The organism is Streptomyces sp. NPDC051921, assembly GCF_040680975.1.
In the GTDB taxonomy this organism is placed as follows: Bacteria; Actinomycetota; Actinomycetes; order Streptomycetales; family Streptomycetaceae; genus Streptomyces.
In genome coordinates this window covers 206,887-223,510 of the sequence record NZ_JBFAXU010000003.1, presented here as the reverse complement: position 1 = coordinate 223,510, position 16,624 = coordinate 206,887, and the positions used below count along the sequence as shown (strand labels likewise).

Below are 16,624 nucleotides of genomic sequence, written 5' to 3'. Positions count from 1 at the left end.
TTCCGGCCGCTGCTAGATTCGTCCGCCATGCGATCACGTGAATACGACCTCGACTTCCGCGCCAAGGCCCGGAGGACGAGCGCCTGGGGCGTCGGCCTGCTGACCGTGGCGGCCCTCTTCTGGACCTGGTGCGCGCTGCTGCTGCTCACGCCCTACCAGGTCGAGGACAGGCCCGACGGCCGGAGCACCCGGGAGTGCGAGTCACGGCTGTCGACCGAGTACGGCACGGCCAACGAGGGCCTGCAGAGGGGCGACTGGTGCCAGGACGAGCGTGACTGGCCCGAGGCACTGCTGATACTCGGCCTGTCCGTGCCCGCGGCCGTCGCCGGCACGGTGCTCTTCACCATCGGCACCTTGAGCGGCCGGATGAGCGCCCACGCCGAGGCGATGCGCGAACTGGACGGGCTCGCCGACGCGCGCAACGTGTAGCGCTTCGCCGCCGGCCCCGGCCCGGCCGGGCCTCAGGAACTCTTCGGGCGCGCCCGAACGTGCATCCGCTCGCCCTGCGGGCCGAACAGGCTCAGGAACTCCACCGGCCGGTCCGTCGCCGGGCCGAACCAGTGCGGCACCCGGGTGTCGAACTCGGCGGCCTCGCCCGCGCCGAGCACCACGTCGTGCTCGCCGAGGACCAGCCGCAGCCGCCCCGACAGCACGTACAGCCACTCGTAGCCCTCGTGGACCCGCGGATCCGGCACCTCGGCGCCGGGTTCCTGGACGACCTTGTACGCCTGGAGCCCGCCCGGCTGGCGGGTGAGCGGGTACATCGTGCGACCGTGGCGGACGATCGGCCTGGCCTTGACGCGCGGGTCGCCGACCGGCGGGGCGCCGACCAGCTCGTCCAGCGGCACCTGGTGGGCGCGGGCGATCGGCAGCAGCAGTTCGAGGCTGGGCTTGCGCTGCCCGGACTCCAGGCGCGAGAGGGTGCTCACCGAGATGCCGGTGGCGGTGGAGAGCTCGGCGAGGGTGGCACCGCGTTCCCGGCGGATGCGGCGGAGCCGGGGGCCGACCTCCGTGAGGACGGCTTCGATGCGTTCGTCTTCCACACGTTCGTCTTCGGTCACGCACCCATTGCAGAAACAGCAACTTCATTTGTCAACCGCGCGCCGGCGAGCGACGCTCGCGGCATGAGTGGACACAGTGCGCAGAACCTCCCGGTCGGACGGGCCGACGCCGACGCCGTGGCTGTCGCCGTGGCCGACTACGACGTGATCGTGGTCGGCGGCGGTGCGGCCGGGCTGAGCGCGGCCCTGGTCCTGGGCCGCGCCCGGCGCCGGACCCTGGTCGTCGACGCGGGCGAGCCCCGCAACGCCCCGGCCGCCCACATGCAGGGCTACCTCACCCGGGACGGGGTGAGCCCGGCCGCGTTCCTGGAGGCGGGGCGCCGGGAGATCGGCGCGTACGGCGTGGACCTGACGAGCGGCCTGGTCGCTCAAGCGGTTCCGAACGGCGAGGAGGGCTTCTCCCTCACCCTGGCGGACGGTCGGCGGCTCCGGGCGCGCCGGCTGGTGGTCACCACCGGTATGGCCGACGAGCTCCCGGCGATCGACGGCGTGGCCGAGCGGTGGGGCCGGGACGTGCTCCACTGTCCGTACTGCCACGGCTGGGAGGTGCGCGAGCGCGCCTTCGGCGTCATCGCGCACCCGGTGATGCCGGCGCACCAGGCGCTGATGGTCTCCCAGTGGTCCTCCGACGTGACCCTCTTCCTGCACACCGCCCCCGAGCCCTCGCCCGAGGACGGGGCCCGGCTCGCCGCGGCCGGGGTGACGGTCGTGACCGGCGCGGTGGCGGCCCTGGTGGTCGAGGAGACCGGGCTGACGGGCGTACGGATGGCCGACGGCCGGGTCGTCCCGCGCGAGGTCGTGTTCGTGGGCACCCGGACGACGCCCCGCGACGGGCTGCTCACCGCGCTCGGCGCGGCCACGCACGAGACCCCGCTCGGCACCTTCGTCACGGTCGACGAGTCGTACCGGACGAGCGTGCCGGGCGTGTGGGCGGCGGGGAACGTGATCGGCGCGCAGGAACAGGTCGTGAACGCGGCGAGCGGTGGGTACCGGGCGGCGGCGATGGTCAACGCGGACCTGCTGTTCGCGGACCTGGACCGGAAGGTGGCAACCGGGGCGGGGGCGGGAGCGAGCTGAAGGGACCGTGCCCGGGCCTTCCGTTCTCGCCGGCCGCGCGCTATCGATGCGCCATGACCGACGACACGAGCACACGTCCGCAGGGGCTGCCCGCCCCTCCCCCGCTCGGCGCCACCGCCCTGCCCCCCGGGACCTTCGCGGGCCGGGCGGTCCTGGTGACCGGTGGGGGGTCCGGGCTCGGGAAGGCGATCGCCGCCGAGTTCGCGCGGGCGGGGGCCGACCTGGTGATCGTGGGGCGGACGGCCGGGCGGCTCACCGAGGCGCGCGAGGAGTTGGCGGCCGTGGCGGGGACGCGGGTGGTGACCCGGGTCTGCGACATCCGCGAGCCGGAGCGGATCGGCACCGTGTTCGACGCCTGCGAGGCGGAGTTCGGCGCGCGGCCGGACGTCCTGGTGAACTGCGCCGCCGCCAACTTCCCCGTTCCGGCGGAGGACCTGTCGCCGAACGGCTGGCGCGCGGTGGTGGACGTCACGCTCACCGGGACCTGGTTCATGACGCGGGAGTTCGCCCGGCGGCACCTGGCGGCGGGGACGCCCGGCTCGGTCGTCAACGTCGGAGCCTCGTACGCCTGGACGGGCGGGCCGGGCTACGCGCACTCGGCGGCGGCGAAAGCGGGGGTGAAGAACCTGACGGAGACGCTGGCCGTGGAGTGGGGCCCGTACGGGATCCAGGTGAACGGCCTGGTGCCCGGCCTCATGCCGCACGGGGACATGGTGGCGGACATCCGGGCGAACCTCGACCGGACCCCGGGGGCGCTCGACCTCCGTCAGCCCGCGCTACGGGTGGGGCTCCCGCGCGAGCTGGGCTGGGCGGCGACGTTCCTGGCCTCCCCGTACGCCCGGTTCGTCAGCGGGCACACGCTGGTGGTGGACGGAGCGAACTGGCAGCGGCGGGCCCTCGTCAACGAGCCGGTGGTGCCGGTGCGCAGCCAGCTGGGGCGGGGACCGTTCGGGGCGGCGGCGGACCAGGGGTAGGCCGTGCGGATGAAACCCGGCCGTCGGCGCCGCGTGGACCGGGGGCGGGGGCGAGGATCGGCCATGGTGACCGAAGGATCTTCATCCACCGGAAGGACGGGACTCACCCCATGATCGGCACGGACTTCACCACGGGCTCACCCAGTTGGATCGATCTCGGCAGCCCCGACACCGACGCGGCTGCCAGGTTCTACGGCCGGGTCTTCGGCTGGGACTTCACCTCCGCCGGGCCCGACGCCGGCGGGTACGGCTTCTTCCAGCAGGACGGCCGGACGGTCGCGGCGCTCGGCCCGCTCACCGAGGAGGGCGCGAGCAGCGCCTGGACCGTCTACTTCCAGACGCCCGACGCCGACGCCACCGCGCACGCGGCCGAGGCCAACGGCGGGGCGGTGCGCCTGGAGGCGTTCGACGTCATGGACGCGGGGCGGATGGCCGCGCTGACCGACCCGGGCGGTGCGCGGTTCGCCGTGTGGCAGCCGGGCGCGGTCAAAGGCCTGGACCGGGCCTCGGAGCGCGACACCCTGCTCTGGGTCGAGCTGCACACGGGCGACCCGGAGGCCACCCTCACCTTCTACGGCGCGCTGTTCGGCTGGCGCTGGGAGGCGATGGACGCGCCGGGCATGACGTACCGGGTGATCTCCACGGCCGAAGGCGACCTGAAGGACGCCTCGTTCGGCGGCGCGGCCCCGCTCCAGGCGGGGGCCGGCGTGTCGCGCTGGGTGCCGTACTTCATGGTGACGGACCCCGACACGACCGCCGCGACGGTCCAGGAGAGCGGCGGTTCGGTCCTGATGCCGCCGGCGGACGTGCCTCAGGTGGGCCGGATCGCCTGGTTCGCCGACCCGTTCGGCGCGCCGTTCGCCGTCCTCAAGCCCTCCCCCACGATGTGAGTCAGCGACCTTCGAAGCGCGGCGGCCTGCGGGCCGCCTTCGCCGCGTAGCCCTCCCGGGCGTCCTCCGAGGTGAGGGTGAGTGCGGCGGCGAGGGCCGTGCGGTCGAGGGCGGCGGCCAGGCCCTGGTCGGCGTAGGCGTCGATGTCGCGCTTCACGGCACGGACGGCGAGCGGCGCCGCAGCCGCGACGGCGGCGGCCGTCCCGGCCGCCTCCCGGGCCAACTCCGCGACCGGAGTGACCTGTTGAACGAGTCCGAGCCTCGCGGCGGTGGCGGCATCGATCCGACGCCCGGTGAGCGCCAGGTACTTGGCCCAGCCGGCCCCGGCCTCCCGGGCGATCCGGAGGTCGCCGCCGGCGTCCACGGCGACGCCGATTCCGGTCTCGGGGAGGGCGAAGACGGCGTCCTCGGCGGCGATGCGGATGTCGGCCATCAGCGCCAGCTCGAAGCCGAAGCCGAGGCAGTAGCCCTGGACGGCAGCGACGATCGGCTGGGGAAGCCGGGCGAAGGCGGCGAACCGCTCGTGGACCCAGCGGATGCCCTCGGCGTAGTGCTCGGTGCGCTCGGCCGCCGAGCGGCCGGTGATGGCGCCGCCGGGCGCGGTGACGTCGATGCCGGCGCAGAAGGCCCGGCCCTCGGCGCGCAGCAGCACGACGCGGATCCGCTCGTCGAAGCGGATCCGGTCGGCGAACACCCCGAGCTGCCGACTGGCCTCCCAGCTCCAGCCGTTGAGCTTCTCCGGGCGGCACAGGGTGAGCACCCCGACGCCGTCCTCGACCCGGAGGGAGAGCCGCTCCTCCCCCTCCGGGACCGCGTGGTCGAGCGTGTCGATCACCGCACCCTCCTCCGCTTTCTGATGGTCAGTCAGACAGTGTGCGGGGAGCGTAGCCCGGGGCCGTCAGCGGGGGAACACCTCGAACGCCACCGCCGGGCGCCCGCCGAAGCGGGCGGCGGCGCGACCGGTCGACTCGGCGACGAAGTCGCGGACGTACTGCTCCGCGTCCTGGTCCGTCAGGGCCTCGATGTACGTGCGGTGGGCGAGCAGCGAGCGGGTGGCACGCTCCAGGCCCGGGCGGGCGTCGACGGCGTGGGTGGGCAGGTTCGAGCCGGCGACGGCCACCCAGCGGACCCCGTTCCACGGTTCGAGGCCCTGCTCGACGAGCTCGGGGAAGATCCAGCGGTTGCCCGCGTCCGCCGCCGCGTCCAGGGTGGCGCGGCCGACGGCCCGGTGGTCGGGGGTGTTCCAGAACCCGCCGGGCTCCGGACCCCACGTGTCGCGGTGGTTGAGGGTGATGACGAGTTCGGGCCGGTGGCGCCGGATCGCGGCGGCGATGTCCCGGCGCAGCCCGAGGCCGTACTCGATCACGCCGTCCCGGTGGTCGAGGAAGTCGACGGTCTCGACGCCCACCACCGCCGCGCTGTCCCGCTGCTCCCGCTCGCGCAGCGGGCCGCAGGTGGCCGGGTCGAGGGTGTCGATGCCGGCCTCGCCCCTTGTGACCAGCACGTAGGCGACCTCCTTGCCGGCATCCGACCAGCCCGCTACGGCCGCGGCGCAGCCGTACTCCAGGTCGTCGGGATGGGCGACGACGGCGAGCGCGCGCTGCCAGTCGGCGGGCATCTCGGCCAGTTGCGGCGGGGACTGTTCGGTTTTCTCGATCATGGGCGCAGGATACGGGCCGGGCCCCGGAGGACCGGGGCGGCGGCAGCCCTCGGGGCGCATCGGGACCCCCGCCCGGGGACGGTTCCGGCGGTGAGCCGCGACGCGGCGGGGTTCCGGCGGTGAGCCGCGACGCGGCGGCCACCACCGAGGATCACCGAGCGGGTGAGCCCGCGCGGCCGGTCGGGGTGGGGGCCCGCCGCGCGGGAGCAGACCATGAGCCATCAGTGGGCGGGGCCGGGACCCTTCCGCGCGTCCCGGCCCGCGCCGTCGGCCGGGGCCGCCCCGCAGGAGGCGCGGACGACGAGACGGGGCCTCAGCTGCACCTGGTGCAGCGGCGTGGCGTCGCCCTCGGCGAGCCGGCGCAGCAGGATCTGCGCGGCGAGCCTGCCGACCTGGAACCTGGGCGGCGACACGGCCGTCAACGGGATCTCGGCGACGTCGGCGAACTCGTTGTCGTACGAGATCAGGGCCAGGTCCTCGGGGACCCGCAGGCCCGCCCGGCGGGCGGCGGCGAGCACGAGGGCCGCCTCGCGGTCGCCGAAGCAGAGCGCGGCCGTGGCCCCCGCGGCACACAGCGCGGCCACGGCCCGGTCGGCACGCTCCGGGTTCCACTCCCCCAGGGTGTCGCTCTCGTGACGGGGCGTCGGCAGCCCGAGGTCGGCGATCGCGCGGGCGAAACCGGACTCGATGGGGGCGGTCGTGGGTGCGTCCGACCGGACCACGAGACCGAGGCGGCGGTGCCCGAGGCCGCGCAGATGGCGCACGGCGTCGTAGGCGCCGCCCTCGTGGTCGGTGCACACGTGCTCGGTGGGGTCGCCGGGCCCGTACGCGGCGAGCCGGCGCTCGACGAGGACGGCGGGGACGGGGAGGGCGAGCAGTTCCTCGGCGCGACGGGCCGGGTCGGTGGCGGTGTGCAGGGTGGGGACGAGGAGCAGGCCGTGGACGCCTGCGGTCAGGAGCCGCTCGACGGCGGCGTCCTCCTCGCCGGGGTCGTAGTGCGAGCAGGCGAGGACGAGGCGCGCGCCGGCGGCGGCGAGCTCCTTCTCGATGCCGTGCAGGACCCGCGGGTAGGAGAAGGCCGTGTCGGGGACGAGGACGCCGATCACGCTGCGGTCGGCGCGCTGGTCCTCGGGGCGCTGGGCGGCGAAGGTGCCCGCGCCCTGGCGGCGTTCGACCAGGCCGAGCGCGACCAGGTCCTCGTACGCGCGGCGCACCGTGGTCACCGAGACGCCGGCCTCGGCGGCGAGGGCCCGCTCGGTGGGGAGCTTGCCGCCGGGGGGCCAGGTCCCGTCGAGCATGCCCTGGCGCAGTTGGGCCACGAGGGCCCGGAACTTCAGCTCGCGTCCGGGCACCGGATTCTCGCGGTGTGCCACCGGCCCCCCCTGGTGCGCCGATTGCTGATCGATTGCGCGGCGAATCCTATCCTCGGGCTCGCGGATCGCTCCTGCACGGAACCTGGGGCCCCGCGCCCGCGGTGGCGCTCAGAGCTGGTCGCGGGCGAGGGCGAGGAGGCGGTCGAGGACGCGCGGGCCACCGGCCCGGACCCCGTCGTGTTCGAACTCGTCGGTGACCCAGGTGCGCAGGCCCCGCACGGCCCGCGCGGTCTCCAGGGAGTGGGCGGTGTCCACGTACATGTCGTCGTGGTAGATCGCGGCGGCCGCCGGCACCTCGTTCACGGAGAGGCGTACGGGGTCGTAGAGCGGGGCCCAGTCGCTGCGGGCGGCGAGCAGCTCGGCGGTCTCGCGGAGCGGGGCCAGCGCGGGGTCGGTGGTGAAGTGCCAGGGGTGGACGGTCTCCCCGGTGAAGAGGACGGGACCGTCACCGGTCAGCGCCTTCGCCGCGTCGAACTCGGGGAATTCGGAGCGCACCCGTTCGGCGGCCCAGTCGGTCGGCCCCCGGCCCTGGGCGTAGATGGCCTCGTGGAGCACGGCGTAGAGCGGGTGTCCGGCGTAGGACAGGTGGGCCTGGACGCCTTCGAGGAAGGCGTCGGAGAGGGCCGGGCCGGCCGGAGTGGGGACGAAGGCGTCTTCGAGGAGCAGGTGCAGCTGGTGGCTGCCGTCGCCGCCGCCGAGGAGGATGCCGAGCGACTGGAAGGCCTCGGGGGTGAGGGCGCCGCCGCCGGGCAGGGTGACCTGTCGCTCGTGGAGGTGGGCGGCGATCCGGCGGACCCGCTCGACGTCGTCGGGGTAGCGGGCGTAGTGGGCCGCGTTCTTGGCCCGGACGCGCGGGTAGGCGGCGCGGTAGACCTCGTCGGCGGTGGCGTGGAGGGACGGCAGGCCGCCGGTGACGAGGACGGTGGCCAGTCCTTCGGGGGCGGTGGACAGGTAGTGGGTGGCGCAGAATCCGCCGAAGCTCTGGCCGAGGACGGTCCAGGGGGCGCCGCCGATGAGTTCGCCGCGGATCAGCTCGCAGTCCCTGACGATGGAGTCGGCGCGGAAGTGGGCGAGGTAGGCGGCCTGCTCGCGCGGGGTTCCTCGGAGCGGCAGGGTCTGCCGGTTGGCGGGGGTGGAGCGTCCGGTGCCGCGCTGGTCCAGGAGCAGGACGCGGAACTCGCGCACGGCCCGGCCGAGCCAGGCCTGCGGGCCGACGAAGCGCTTGGCGCCGAACCCGGGGCCTCCCTCCAGGTAGACCAGCCAGGGCAGGTCGGTGCGGTGCGCCTTGTCACTGGCGACGACCTCGCGTCCGTAGATCTCGATCGACTCGCCGCCGGGGCGGTCGTGGTCGAGGGGGACGGTGTAGTGGCGGTCGGTGAGGACGAGTCCGGGCTGGCGGTAGGTGGACAAGACGGCGTACTCCTGTTCGTGACACCCCCGTCAGGACAGTGGATCACATGACGGGGGCGCCCACCGCTCACGGCTCGGGATCGGAGTACGGCGGACCCACCGGGGTCCGCCGGACACTACGGGCGCTGCAGCACCGACAGGACGTTCTTCGCCGGGTCGGTGAACCAGGCGATGGCCGGGCCGTTCGGGTCGCGGCAGATGTCCTTGTCGTCGAACTCGAAGCCCGGGTAGCGCTGGAACTCCACCCCCCGCGCCTTCAGGCCCTCGACCACCGACTCGATGTCCTCCACCTCGAAGTTGAGGACCGTGAAGCTCGCGGGGCTGTGCTGGTCGCCCTTCGGGTAGACGAAGACCCTCGCCCCGTCGGCGAGGGTCAGGAACAGCATCCGCATGTCGCCGGTCCCCTCCTGGGCCGTCTGGAGGCCGAGGGTCTCGTCGTAGAAGTGACGGGCGGCGTCGAGGTCGTCGACCGAGAAGCTGCTGAATGCCGTGGTGTTCCCGAGCACGGGCGGTTCTCCCTTCGGTGGAGCGTCTGCTGACGTCCCCTCAGGGCACACCACGGGCCGTGCGCCCGGCCGCCCCCGCCACGCGGAAACGGCCGGATGGTCCTCCGCCTGTCACCCTCGGGTGACCGGCGCGGGCGGGCCGGGCGCGGGGTCAGGGCGCGATCGGGAGCCGGCGCTTGTGGTCGGTCAGTTCGTAGCGGCGCACGATCGAGGCGAAGGCGGTCTCGCCGACCGGCTTGCCCTCCAGGAAGTCGTCGATCTCGTCGTACGTCACGCCGAGCGCGTCCTCGTCGGGCTTGCCCGGGTCCAGGGTCTCCAGGTCGGCCGTCGGGGTCTTCCAGACCAGCTCGGCCGGGGCGCCGAGCTCGGCCGCGACGGCGCGCACGCGGCGCTTGGTGAGGCCGGTGAGCGGGACGAGGTCGGCGGCGCCGTCGCCGTACTTCGTGAAGAAGCCGGAGACCGCCTCGGCGGCGTGGTCGGTGCCGACGACCAGGCCGTCGTGGGCGCCCGCGACCGCGTACTGGGCGATCATCCGCTGCCGGGCCTTGATGTTGCCGTGCACGAAGTCCTGGTGGTGGGCGTCGCGGAACACGACCCCTGCGGCGCGGCCGGCGTCGAGGGCGGCGTCGCTGGCCGGCTTGATGTCGACGGTGAGGACCTGGTCGGCCCGGATGAAGTCGAGCGCGAGCTGGGCGTCGTGCTCGTCGGCCTGGACGCCGTACGGCAGGCGCATGGCGTAGAAGGTGGCGTCGTGACCGGCGGCGCGGGCCCGCTCGACGGCGAGCTGGCAGAGCCGCCCGGTGGTGGTGGAGTCGACACCGCCGCTGATGCCCAGGACCAGGGAGCGCAGGCCCGTGGAGGTGAGGCGCTCGGTGAGGAAGGCGACCCGGCGCTCGATCTCCGCACGCGGGTCGAAGGTCTCGGCGACCTCCAGCTCCCGGGCGATCTGCTGCTGCAGGGCGGTGGTCTCCGGGTCGGTCACGGAATGCTCCTCGGTCGTGCGGTGGTGGGCTGGACGTCCCGGGTCGACCTTATCCCGACCCCGCACGCGCACAGCGGGTCCGCACGGTCCACGTGACCGGGCACACGCTCCTGCCCGGCGGGCACGGCGGTGCCCGGCTCCGGCGGCGGCCGGCTACTCCACGCACACGACCTCGACGCGCTGGACCAGGTTGTTGCCGAAGCCGCCGCGGTTCCAGGGGGCCGCGAGCGGCTGGGTGCGGCCGGAAGCGTCGGTGGCGCGCACGGTGAGCGTGTACGCGCCCGGTGCCGCGGTCCACGTCGCGCGCCAGGCGGCCCAGGCCCACGGCCGGTCCGGGTCGACCGCCACCTCGGCGTCGGTCCAGGTCGCCTCGCCGTCGGCGCTCAGCTCCACGCGGACCACGGGCGCGTGGCCGGACCAGGCGCGGCCGGACAGCGGGACGGGGCCGGGACGAACGACGCGGGTGCGGGACATGAAGTCGGGGAAGCCCGGCGGGGTCATCAGAGCGCGGGGCGCGATGACGTCCACGGGCACGCCGGGGTCGTCGGCGGCCTGCCGGTAGCGGTAGGCGACGGCCTGCTGGAAGCCGGTGAACGGGGTGTCGGTGACGGTGACGTCGCACAGCCACTTGACGCTCGCCATGCCGTACCAGCCGGGCACGACGAGCCTCAGCGGGTAGCCGTGCTGGGGCGGGAGCGGCGCGCCGTTCATCGCGTACGCCACGAGCACGCCGCGGGCCGGGTCGGCGGCGACGGGCAACGGCAGGCTGCGCCGGTAGTCCTGCTCGGTGCCGCGCTCGACGCCGTGGTCGGCGCCGGTGAAGACCGCTTCCACGGCGCCGTCGGCGACGCCCGCCTCGGCGAGCAGGTCGGCCAGCGGGACTCCGGTCCAGTCTGCCGTGCCGACGGCTTCCACCAGCCAGGGCTGGCTGACCGGGCGGGGCGCGAGGCGGGCCCTGCCGTTGCCGGCGCACTCCAGGGTGACCCGGTGGGTGACGGCGGGTCGCTCGCGCAGTGCCGTCAGCTCCAGGGAAAGGGGGTGGGCGACCCGGCCGCCGACGGTGAGCCGCCAGCCCTCGGCATCACCGTCGACGGCGGGGATGTCGTAGTGGACCAGGACGTAGTGGAGGCCGGGCGGTGTGGTGTCGTAGCGCAGCGCTTCGAGGGGCAGGCCGTGGTTGCGAGCGGCCAGGGCCAGCTCCGCGGTGCTGACGCCCTCGTCGGGCCCGGCGAGCCGGCCCGGCGCGCTGACGTCCCTGAGATCGGGGGTGCCGTCCATCTCTTCATGGTGCGCCGGACGGCCGTTCCGCTCATCCGCTGAGCGGTGGTCCCGGGCCTCCGGGGCGGCGGCGGGCCTGGGCGGTGGCGGCCGGCCTCGGCGGGTGGCCGCAGGCCCCCGGGGCGGCGGCCGACCTCGGCGGTGGCCGCCGGTCAGCCCGCGTCGACGGTCACGACGACCGAGTGGTAGCCGGTGGCCCCGTCGGGCATGGTGCCCTGCCGCTGCTCGGTCTGGAACGCGCCGGTGCCGTCGGCGGCCCGCACCGTGAGGGTGTGCCGGCCCGGGTCGGCCTGCCAGCGGTACACCCACTGGCGCCAGGTGTCGCGGCTGTCCTGCGCGCCGAGCTCGGCGTCCTGCCACGGCCCGTCGTCGACCCGTACCTGCACCCGGGAGATGCCCCGGTGCTGGGCCCACGCCACCCCGGCGACGGCGACGGGTCCGGCAGCGGCACGGCCGAAGGCACGCGGGGTGTCGATCCGTGACTCGGTCTTGACCGGTGCCTGTGCCGCCCAGCCGCGCGGCACCCAGTAGGCGTCGTACGCGGCGAAGGTGGTCAGCTCGATGGAGGCGATCCACTTGCAGGCGGAGACGTAGCCGTAGAGGCCGGGGACGACCATGCGGACGGGGAAGCCGTGCGCGAAGGGCAGGGGCTCGCCGTTCATGCCGAAGGCGAGGAGTGCGTCGCGGCCGTCCATGACGGTCTCGACCGGGGTGCCGATCGTCATGCCGTCCACCGAGCGGGCCACCAGCTGGTCGGCCGGCCCGCCGGCCGACGGCGGGCGCACCCCGCACGCGCGCAGCAGGTCGTCGAGGCGGACGCCGAGCCAGCGGGCGTTGCCGACGAGGGAGCCGCCGACCTCGTTGGAGACGCAGGCGAGGGTGATGTCCCGCTCGACCACCTCGCGGCGCATCAGCTCGGGGAGGGTGAAGACGCGCTCCCGCGGCACTCCGCTGCCGTGGACGCGCAGCTGCCAGGTGTCGGCGTCGACGCGTGGCACGACGAGGGCGGTGTCCACCCGGTAGAAGTCGCGGTTCGGGGTGATGAAGGGACTGATGCCCTCGACGGGCAGCTGCGCGCCGGGCGAGACGGCGGGGGCGGGCGACGCGGGCCGGGGCAGCCGGAGCGCGTCGCGGGAGGCCGTGGCGTGCTCGGAGCGGGTGGAGCCCACGCTGCGGGCGAGGACCGTGACACCGGTCGCACCGATCACCATGGCCGCGCCGGTGAGCAGGAAGCCCCGCCGGTCGGGCGCCGCGGACGCGCCGGAGCGCGGCGCGGCGAGGCGCCGGCTGAGCACGTACAGGACGGCAGCGGCGGCCACCGCCCCGACGAGCGAGGGCAGCGCGTCGGTGAGGGATTCGGAGTCGGGGCGGGTCACGGCGGCGAGCGCCCCCACCGCGCCGAGCGCTGCCACCCCGGCGACGGCGGCGAGCGGCCGGCGCACGGCGAGCAGCCCGAGCGCGGCGGCGAGACCGGCGAGCAGCACGAGGATGCCGAACTCCAGGACCGCCTTGTCGCTCTCACCGAAGGTGCGGATCGCCCACTCCTTGATCCCGGCGGGCGTGTGGTCGACGACCGCGTCACCGACGGCGGGCACCGGCCCGGCCTCGGGCCGCACCACGACGGCGACGAGCGCGGCGACCGCGATGCCGCCGTACCCGGCGACGATGCCGCCGAGCGCGGCGAGCAGACGGTCCGTGGGGGTGAGCGAGGGGGGCGAGGCGGTCATGCCCTTGATTCTCGGCACGGGAGGGGGCGGAGCTGAAGGGGCGGGGCCGTCGGTCATCGGACCGTAAGAAGTCGGGCCGCGGCAGGCCGGAGCGGTTACGGGGCGGGAGCGGAGCCGGGGCCGGAGCGGGAGCGGAGCCGGGGCCGGAGCGGGAGCGGAGCCGGGGCCGGGTCCGGGCGGAGCCGCAGTGGACCGCCCGGTCACGGGACAGCACGGCGGGGACGGCCGGGCCACGGGCGGCCGGGACCGCGAGGAGCCCGGCGCGGCCCCACGAAGGGGTGCCCGGCGCCCCTCAGGGCCGCTTTTCGCCTCCCGTCGGCGGGTGCTCCCCCGGGACCGCGAGCTCCTCCACGGCCTCGGCCCCGACGACCGCGCCGGTGGACTTCCGGCCGCGACGCAGCCGGCCCTCCAGCCAGGAGGCGAAGGAGGTGAGGAGGAAGTTGAGGATCACGAAGACGACGGCCACCACGGTGAAGGACGCGATCGTGTTCGCTCCGTAGTTGGCGCTCATCGGGCGGACGGAGGCGAGGAGTTCCGAGAATCCGAGCATCGCGCCGCCGAGCGCGGTGTCCTTGACGATGACGACGAGCTGGCTGACCAGCGCCGGCAGCATCGCCGTGACCGACTGCGGAAGCAGCACGTAGGTCATGGTCTGGCCCTTGCGCATGCCGATCGCCTTGGCGGCGTCGGTCTGGCCGGCCGGCAGGGCGAGGATGCCGGCCCGGACGACCTCGGCGAGGACGGAGGAGTTGTAGAGGACGAGACCGGTGACGACCGCGTACAGGGGCCGGTTCTCCGGGCTGACGTCCGTGAACTCCGAGTAGGCGGCGTTGGCGAAGAGCATCAGGATCAGGACGGGGATGGCGCGGAAGAACTCCACGACCGTGCCGGCCGCCGCCCGGACCCAGGCGTGGTCGGAGAGCCGGGCGATGCCGAAGAGCGCGCCGAGCGGCAGCGCGATGACCATGGCGAGGGCGGCGGCGATGACGGTCTTCTGCAGGCCCGGGAGGATGTAGGTGGTCCAGACCCGGGGGTCGGTGAAGAACGGCGCCCACTTGTCCCAGTCGAGCTGGTTCTTGTCGACGAGGCTCTGCACCACCCACCAGACGACGCCGGCCAGGCCGACGACGAAGAGCAGGGTGTAGAGCAGGTTGCGGCGGCGGGCGTGCGGCCCGGGTACGTCGTAGAGGACGGTGGGTTTGCTCTTCACCGTTTCACCGCCACCTTCTTGGCGATCCAGCCGAGGAACAGCCCGGTGGGCAGGGTGAGGCAGATGAAGCCGAAGGCGAAGATCGCGGAGATGAGGATGAGCTGGGCCTCGTTCTCGATCATCTCCCGCATCAGCAGGGCGGCTTCGGCGACGCCGATCGCGGCGGCGACGGTGGTGTTCTTGGTCAGGGCGATGAGGACGTTGGTGAGCGGCCCGACGACCGAGCGGAACGCCTGTGGCAGCACGATGAGCCGCAGCGTCTGGGTGAAGTTGAGCCCGATCGCGCGGGCGGCCTCGACCTGCCCCAGGGGGACGGTGTTGATGCCGGAGCGCAGCGCCTCGCAGACGAACGCGGAGGTGTACGCGATGAGGCCGAGGACGGCGAGCCGGAAGTTGATGGTGGTGAAGTCCTCGGCGCCCAGGCTGACTCCCAGGGTCTGGAAGAGGCCGAGCGAGGTGAAGACGATGATGACGGTGAGCGGGATGTTGCGGACGATGTTGACGTACACCGTGCCGAAGCCCCGCATGAGGGGGACGGGGCTGACGCGCATGGCGGCCAGCAGCGTCCCCCAGACCAGGGAGCCGATCGCGGAGTAGACGGTCAGCTGGACCGTCGTCCAGAAGGCTCCCAGCAGGTCGTAGCCTTCGAGGAAGTCGAACACGAGGGCCTGCTCACTGGACGATCACGCCGATCTTCGGCGCGGGCTCGTTCTGGTATCCGGCGGGACCGAAGTTCTTCTCCACGGCCGCGTCCCACGATCCGTCGGCCACCATCTTCTCCAGGGCCTTGTTGATCTTCTCCTTGAGCTCGCTGCCCTTCTGTACGCCGATGCCGTAGTTCTCGTTGCTCAGCTTGAAGCCGCCGAGCTTGAACTTGCCCTTGAACTCGGGCTGCGCGGCGTATCCGGCGAGGATCGAGTCGTCGGTCGTGATGGCGTCGATGACCCCGTTCTCCAGGCCGGTGAGGCACTCGGAGTAACCGCCGTACTCCTGGAGCTGGGCGTTCGGGGCGATCTTGCTCTTGACGTTCTGCGCGGACGTGGACCCGGTGACGGAGCAGAGCTTCTTGTTGTTCAGGTCCGAGGGCTTGGTGATGGAGTCGTCGTCGGCGCGGATGAGCACGTCCTGGTGGGCGAGCAGGTAGGGGCCGGCGAAGTCGACCTTCTGGAGCCGCTTGTCGTTGATCGAGTACGAGGCCGCGATGAAGTCCACGTCGCCCCGCTGGAGCAGCGTCTCGCGGTCGGCGCTCTTGGCCTCCTTCCACACGATGTCGGAGGGGTCGTGGCCGAGCTGCTTGGCGACGTAGGTCGCGACGTCGACGTCGAAGCCGGTGTACTTGCCGTCCGGGGTCTTGAGGCCGATGCCCGGCTGGTCGAACTTGATACCGACGACGATCTCGTCGTCTCCGTGGTCGGCCGGCACGGCGGAGGCGAAGCCGGCGCCGGTGAACGACAGGACGACCGCAGCGGCTGCGGCCACGGTGAACCTTCGGTTCCTGAGCGGGTTCATGGTCATCACCCCACGGGGGTCGGTTCGGGTTCGGTACGGGTCAGTGATGCAGGATCTTCGACAGGAAGTCCTTGGCACGCTCGCTGCGCGGGTTGCTGAAGAACTCGTCGGGAGTGGAGGATTCGACGATCCGGCCGTCGGCCATGAAGACCACGCGGTTGGCCGCCGAACGCGCGAAACCCATCTCGTGGGTCACGACCACCATCGTCATGCCGTCCCGGGCCAACTGCTGCATGACCTCCAGGACCTCGTTGATCATCTCCGGGTCGAGCGCCGAGGTCGGCTCGTCGAACAGCATCACCTTGGGGTCCATGGCGAGTGCGCGGGCGATCGCCACGCGTTGCTGCTGGCCGCCGGAGAGCTGCGCCGGGTACTTGTCCGCCTGGTTGGCGACCCCGACCCGCTCCAGCAGGCTGCGGGCCCGCTGCTCGGCCTTCTTGCGGTCCTTCTTGCGGACCTTGATCTGTCCGAGGGTGACGTTGGCGAGCACCGTCTTGTGCGCAAAAAGGTTGAAGGACTGGAAGACCATGCCGACGTCGGCGCGGAGCGCGGCCAGGGCCCTGCCCTCGGCGGGGAGCGGCTTGCCGTCGATGGTGATGGTCCCGGAGTCGATCGTCTCCAGGCGGTTGATGGCGCGGCAGAGCGTGGACTTGCCGGACCCGGAGGGCCCGATGACGACCACGACCTCCCCGCGGTGGATGGTGAGGTCGATGGACTGGAGCACGTGGAGCGCGCCGAAGTGCTTGTCCACGTTGTCGAGCACGACGAGTGCGTCGCCCGCGTCAGGGACGCCCATGGCACCCTCCTGGGTCACCGGCCCCGCGTTGCCGCTTCCTCCCCAGGTTCATGCTCCGCCCTCGGCTCGGCGGGCGCACGCCGGACGGGCGGAGGGCGGTCACGGAGGGTGGCGGGGTCCCGGTGGCCGGTTACCGCCGGTCGGTGACCGGTATGCGGGACGCCGCCCCGG

At 73.6% G+C, this 16,624-nt stretch carries 17 protein-coding genes; 4 read left to right on the top strand and 13 right to left on the bottom strand.

Features of this window, described 5'->3' with window-relative positions; genetic code table 11:
* The first annotated feature begins 27 nt into the window (after positions 1–27).
* Positions 28–429 carry a hypothetical protein gene (locus AB0M16_RS05715; protein ID WP_365339107.1) on the top strand — a complete coding sequence of 134 codons (402 nt, stop codon included), beginning with the start codon at positions 28–30 and terminating at the stop codon, positions 427–429.
* Between the two features lie 32 nt (positions 430–461).
* Here AB0M16_RS05715 and AB0M16_RS05710 read toward each other — a convergent pair whose 3' ends face one another.
* Positions 462–1,061: an XRE family transcriptional regulator gene (locus AB0M16_RS05710; protein ID WP_365339105.1), complete on the bottom strand. Its 600-nt coding sequence runs from the start codon at positions 1,059–1,061 to the stop codon at positions 462–464.
* 63 nt (positions 1,062–1,124) lie between these two features.
* Between AB0M16_RS05710 and AB0M16_RS05705 the strand changes: the two genes are divergently transcribed.
* The 3 genes from AB0M16_RS05705 to AB0M16_RS05695 all read left to right on the top strand — a co-directional run bounded on the left by AB0M16_RS05705 (position 1,125) and on the right by AB0M16_RS05695 (position 4,002).
* Entirely contained in the window at positions 1,125–2,138 is a 1,014-nt protein-coding gene (locus tag AB0M16_RS05705; protein WP_365339103.1) for an NAD(P)/FAD-dependent oxidoreductase, read from the top strand.
* 53 nt (positions 2,139–2,191) lie between these two features.
* A complete protein-coding gene (locus AB0M16_RS05700) occupies positions 2,192–3,112 on the top strand; it encodes an SDR family oxidoreductase (RefSeq protein ID WP_365339101.1) in 921 nt (306 codons plus the stop codon).
* Between the two features lie 110 nt (positions 3,113–3,222).
* Positions 3,223–4,002 carry a VOC family protein gene (locus tag AB0M16_RS05695; protein ID WP_365339099.1) on the top strand — a complete coding sequence of 260 codons (780 nt, stop codon included), beginning with the start codon at positions 3,223–3,225 and terminating at the stop codon, positions 4,000–4,002.
* A 1-nt stretch (position 4,003) separates the two neighbouring features.
* Here AB0M16_RS05695 and AB0M16_RS05690 read toward each other — a convergent pair whose 3' ends face one another.
* From AB0M16_RS05690 to AB0M16_RS05635, 12 genes are all read right to left on the bottom strand, one after another.
* On the bottom strand, positions 4,004–4,837 hold the full coding sequence (locus AB0M16_RS05690; protein WP_365339097.1) for an enoyl-CoA hydratase/isomerase family protein: 834 nt from the start codon (positions 4,835–4,837) through the stop codon (positions 4,004–4,006).
* A gap of 63 nt (positions 4,838–4,900) precedes the next feature.
* The gene (locus AB0M16_RS05685) at positions 4,901–5,662 is read right to left on the bottom strand and encodes a PIG-L deacetylase family protein (protein ID WP_365339095.1); all 762 of its coding nucleotides are present in this window, start codon (positions 5,660–5,662) and stop codon (positions 4,901–4,903) included.
* Positions 5,663–5,883: 221 nt separating this feature from the next.
* Complete coding sequence (locus AB0M16_RS05680; RefSeq protein WP_365339093.1) at positions 5,884–7,035, bottom strand: substrate-binding domain-containing protein; 1,152 nt, start codon at positions 7,033–7,035, stop codon at positions 5,884–5,886.
* Positions 7,036–7,143: 108 nt separating this feature from the next.
* Positions 7,144–8,445: an alpha/beta fold hydrolase gene (locus AB0M16_RS05675; RefSeq protein WP_365339091.1), complete on the bottom strand. Its 1,302-nt coding sequence runs from the start codon at positions 8,443–8,445 to the stop codon at positions 7,144–7,146.
* 116 nt (positions 8,446–8,561) lie between these two features.
* Complete coding sequence (locus tag AB0M16_RS05670; RefSeq protein WP_365339089.1) at positions 8,562–8,951, bottom strand: VOC family protein; 390 nt, start codon at positions 8,949–8,951, stop codon at positions 8,562–8,564.
* Positions 8,952–9,102: 151 nt separating this feature from the next.
* A complete protein-coding gene (gene nadE / locus AB0M16_RS05665) occupies positions 9,103–9,933 on the bottom strand; it encodes an ammonia-dependent NAD(+) synthetase (RefSeq protein WP_365339087.1) in 831 nt (276 codons plus the stop codon).
* A 153-nt stretch (positions 9,934–10,086) separates the two neighbouring features.
* The gene (locus tag AB0M16_RS05660) at positions 10,087–11,211 is read right to left on the bottom strand and encodes a sulfite oxidase (protein WP_365339085.1); all 1,125 of its coding nucleotides are present in this window, start codon (positions 11,209–11,211) and stop codon (positions 10,087–10,089) included.
* 152 nt (positions 11,212–11,363) lie between these two features.
* The gene (locus AB0M16_RS05655; protein WP_365339083.1) at positions 11,364–12,938 is read right to left on the bottom strand and encodes a molybdopterin-dependent oxidoreductase; all 1,575 of its coding nucleotides are present in this window, start codon (positions 12,936–12,938) and stop codon (positions 11,364–11,366) included.
* 292 nt (positions 12,939–13,230) lie between these two features.
* Positions 13,231–14,148, bottom strand: coding sequence for an amino acid ABC transporter permease (locus AB0M16_RS05650; RefSeq protein WP_365339081.1), 918 nt, complete (start codon positions 14,146–14,148; stop codon positions 13,231–13,233).
* On the bottom strand, positions 14,145–14,810 hold the full coding sequence (locus AB0M16_RS05645) for an amino acid ABC transporter permease (RefSeq protein WP_365339079.1): 666 nt from the start codon (positions 14,808–14,810) through the stop codon (positions 14,145–14,147). Before AB0M16_RS05645 ends, AB0M16_RS05650 begins: the two co-directional genes overlap by 4 nt.
* 10 nt (positions 14,811–14,820) lie before the next feature.
* On the bottom strand, positions 14,821–15,663 hold the full coding sequence (locus AB0M16_RS05640; RefSeq protein ID WP_365339077.1) for a glutamate ABC transporter substrate-binding protein: 843 nt from the start codon (positions 15,661–15,663) through the stop codon (positions 14,821–14,823).
* Positions 15,664–15,697: 34 nt separating this feature from the next.
* Positions 15,698–16,453, bottom strand: coding sequence for an amino acid ABC transporter ATP-binding protein (locus tag AB0M16_RS05635; protein WP_365339075.1), 756 nt, complete (start codon positions 16,451–16,453; stop codon positions 15,698–15,700).
* Between the last annotated feature and the right edge of the window lie 171 nt (positions 16,454–16,624).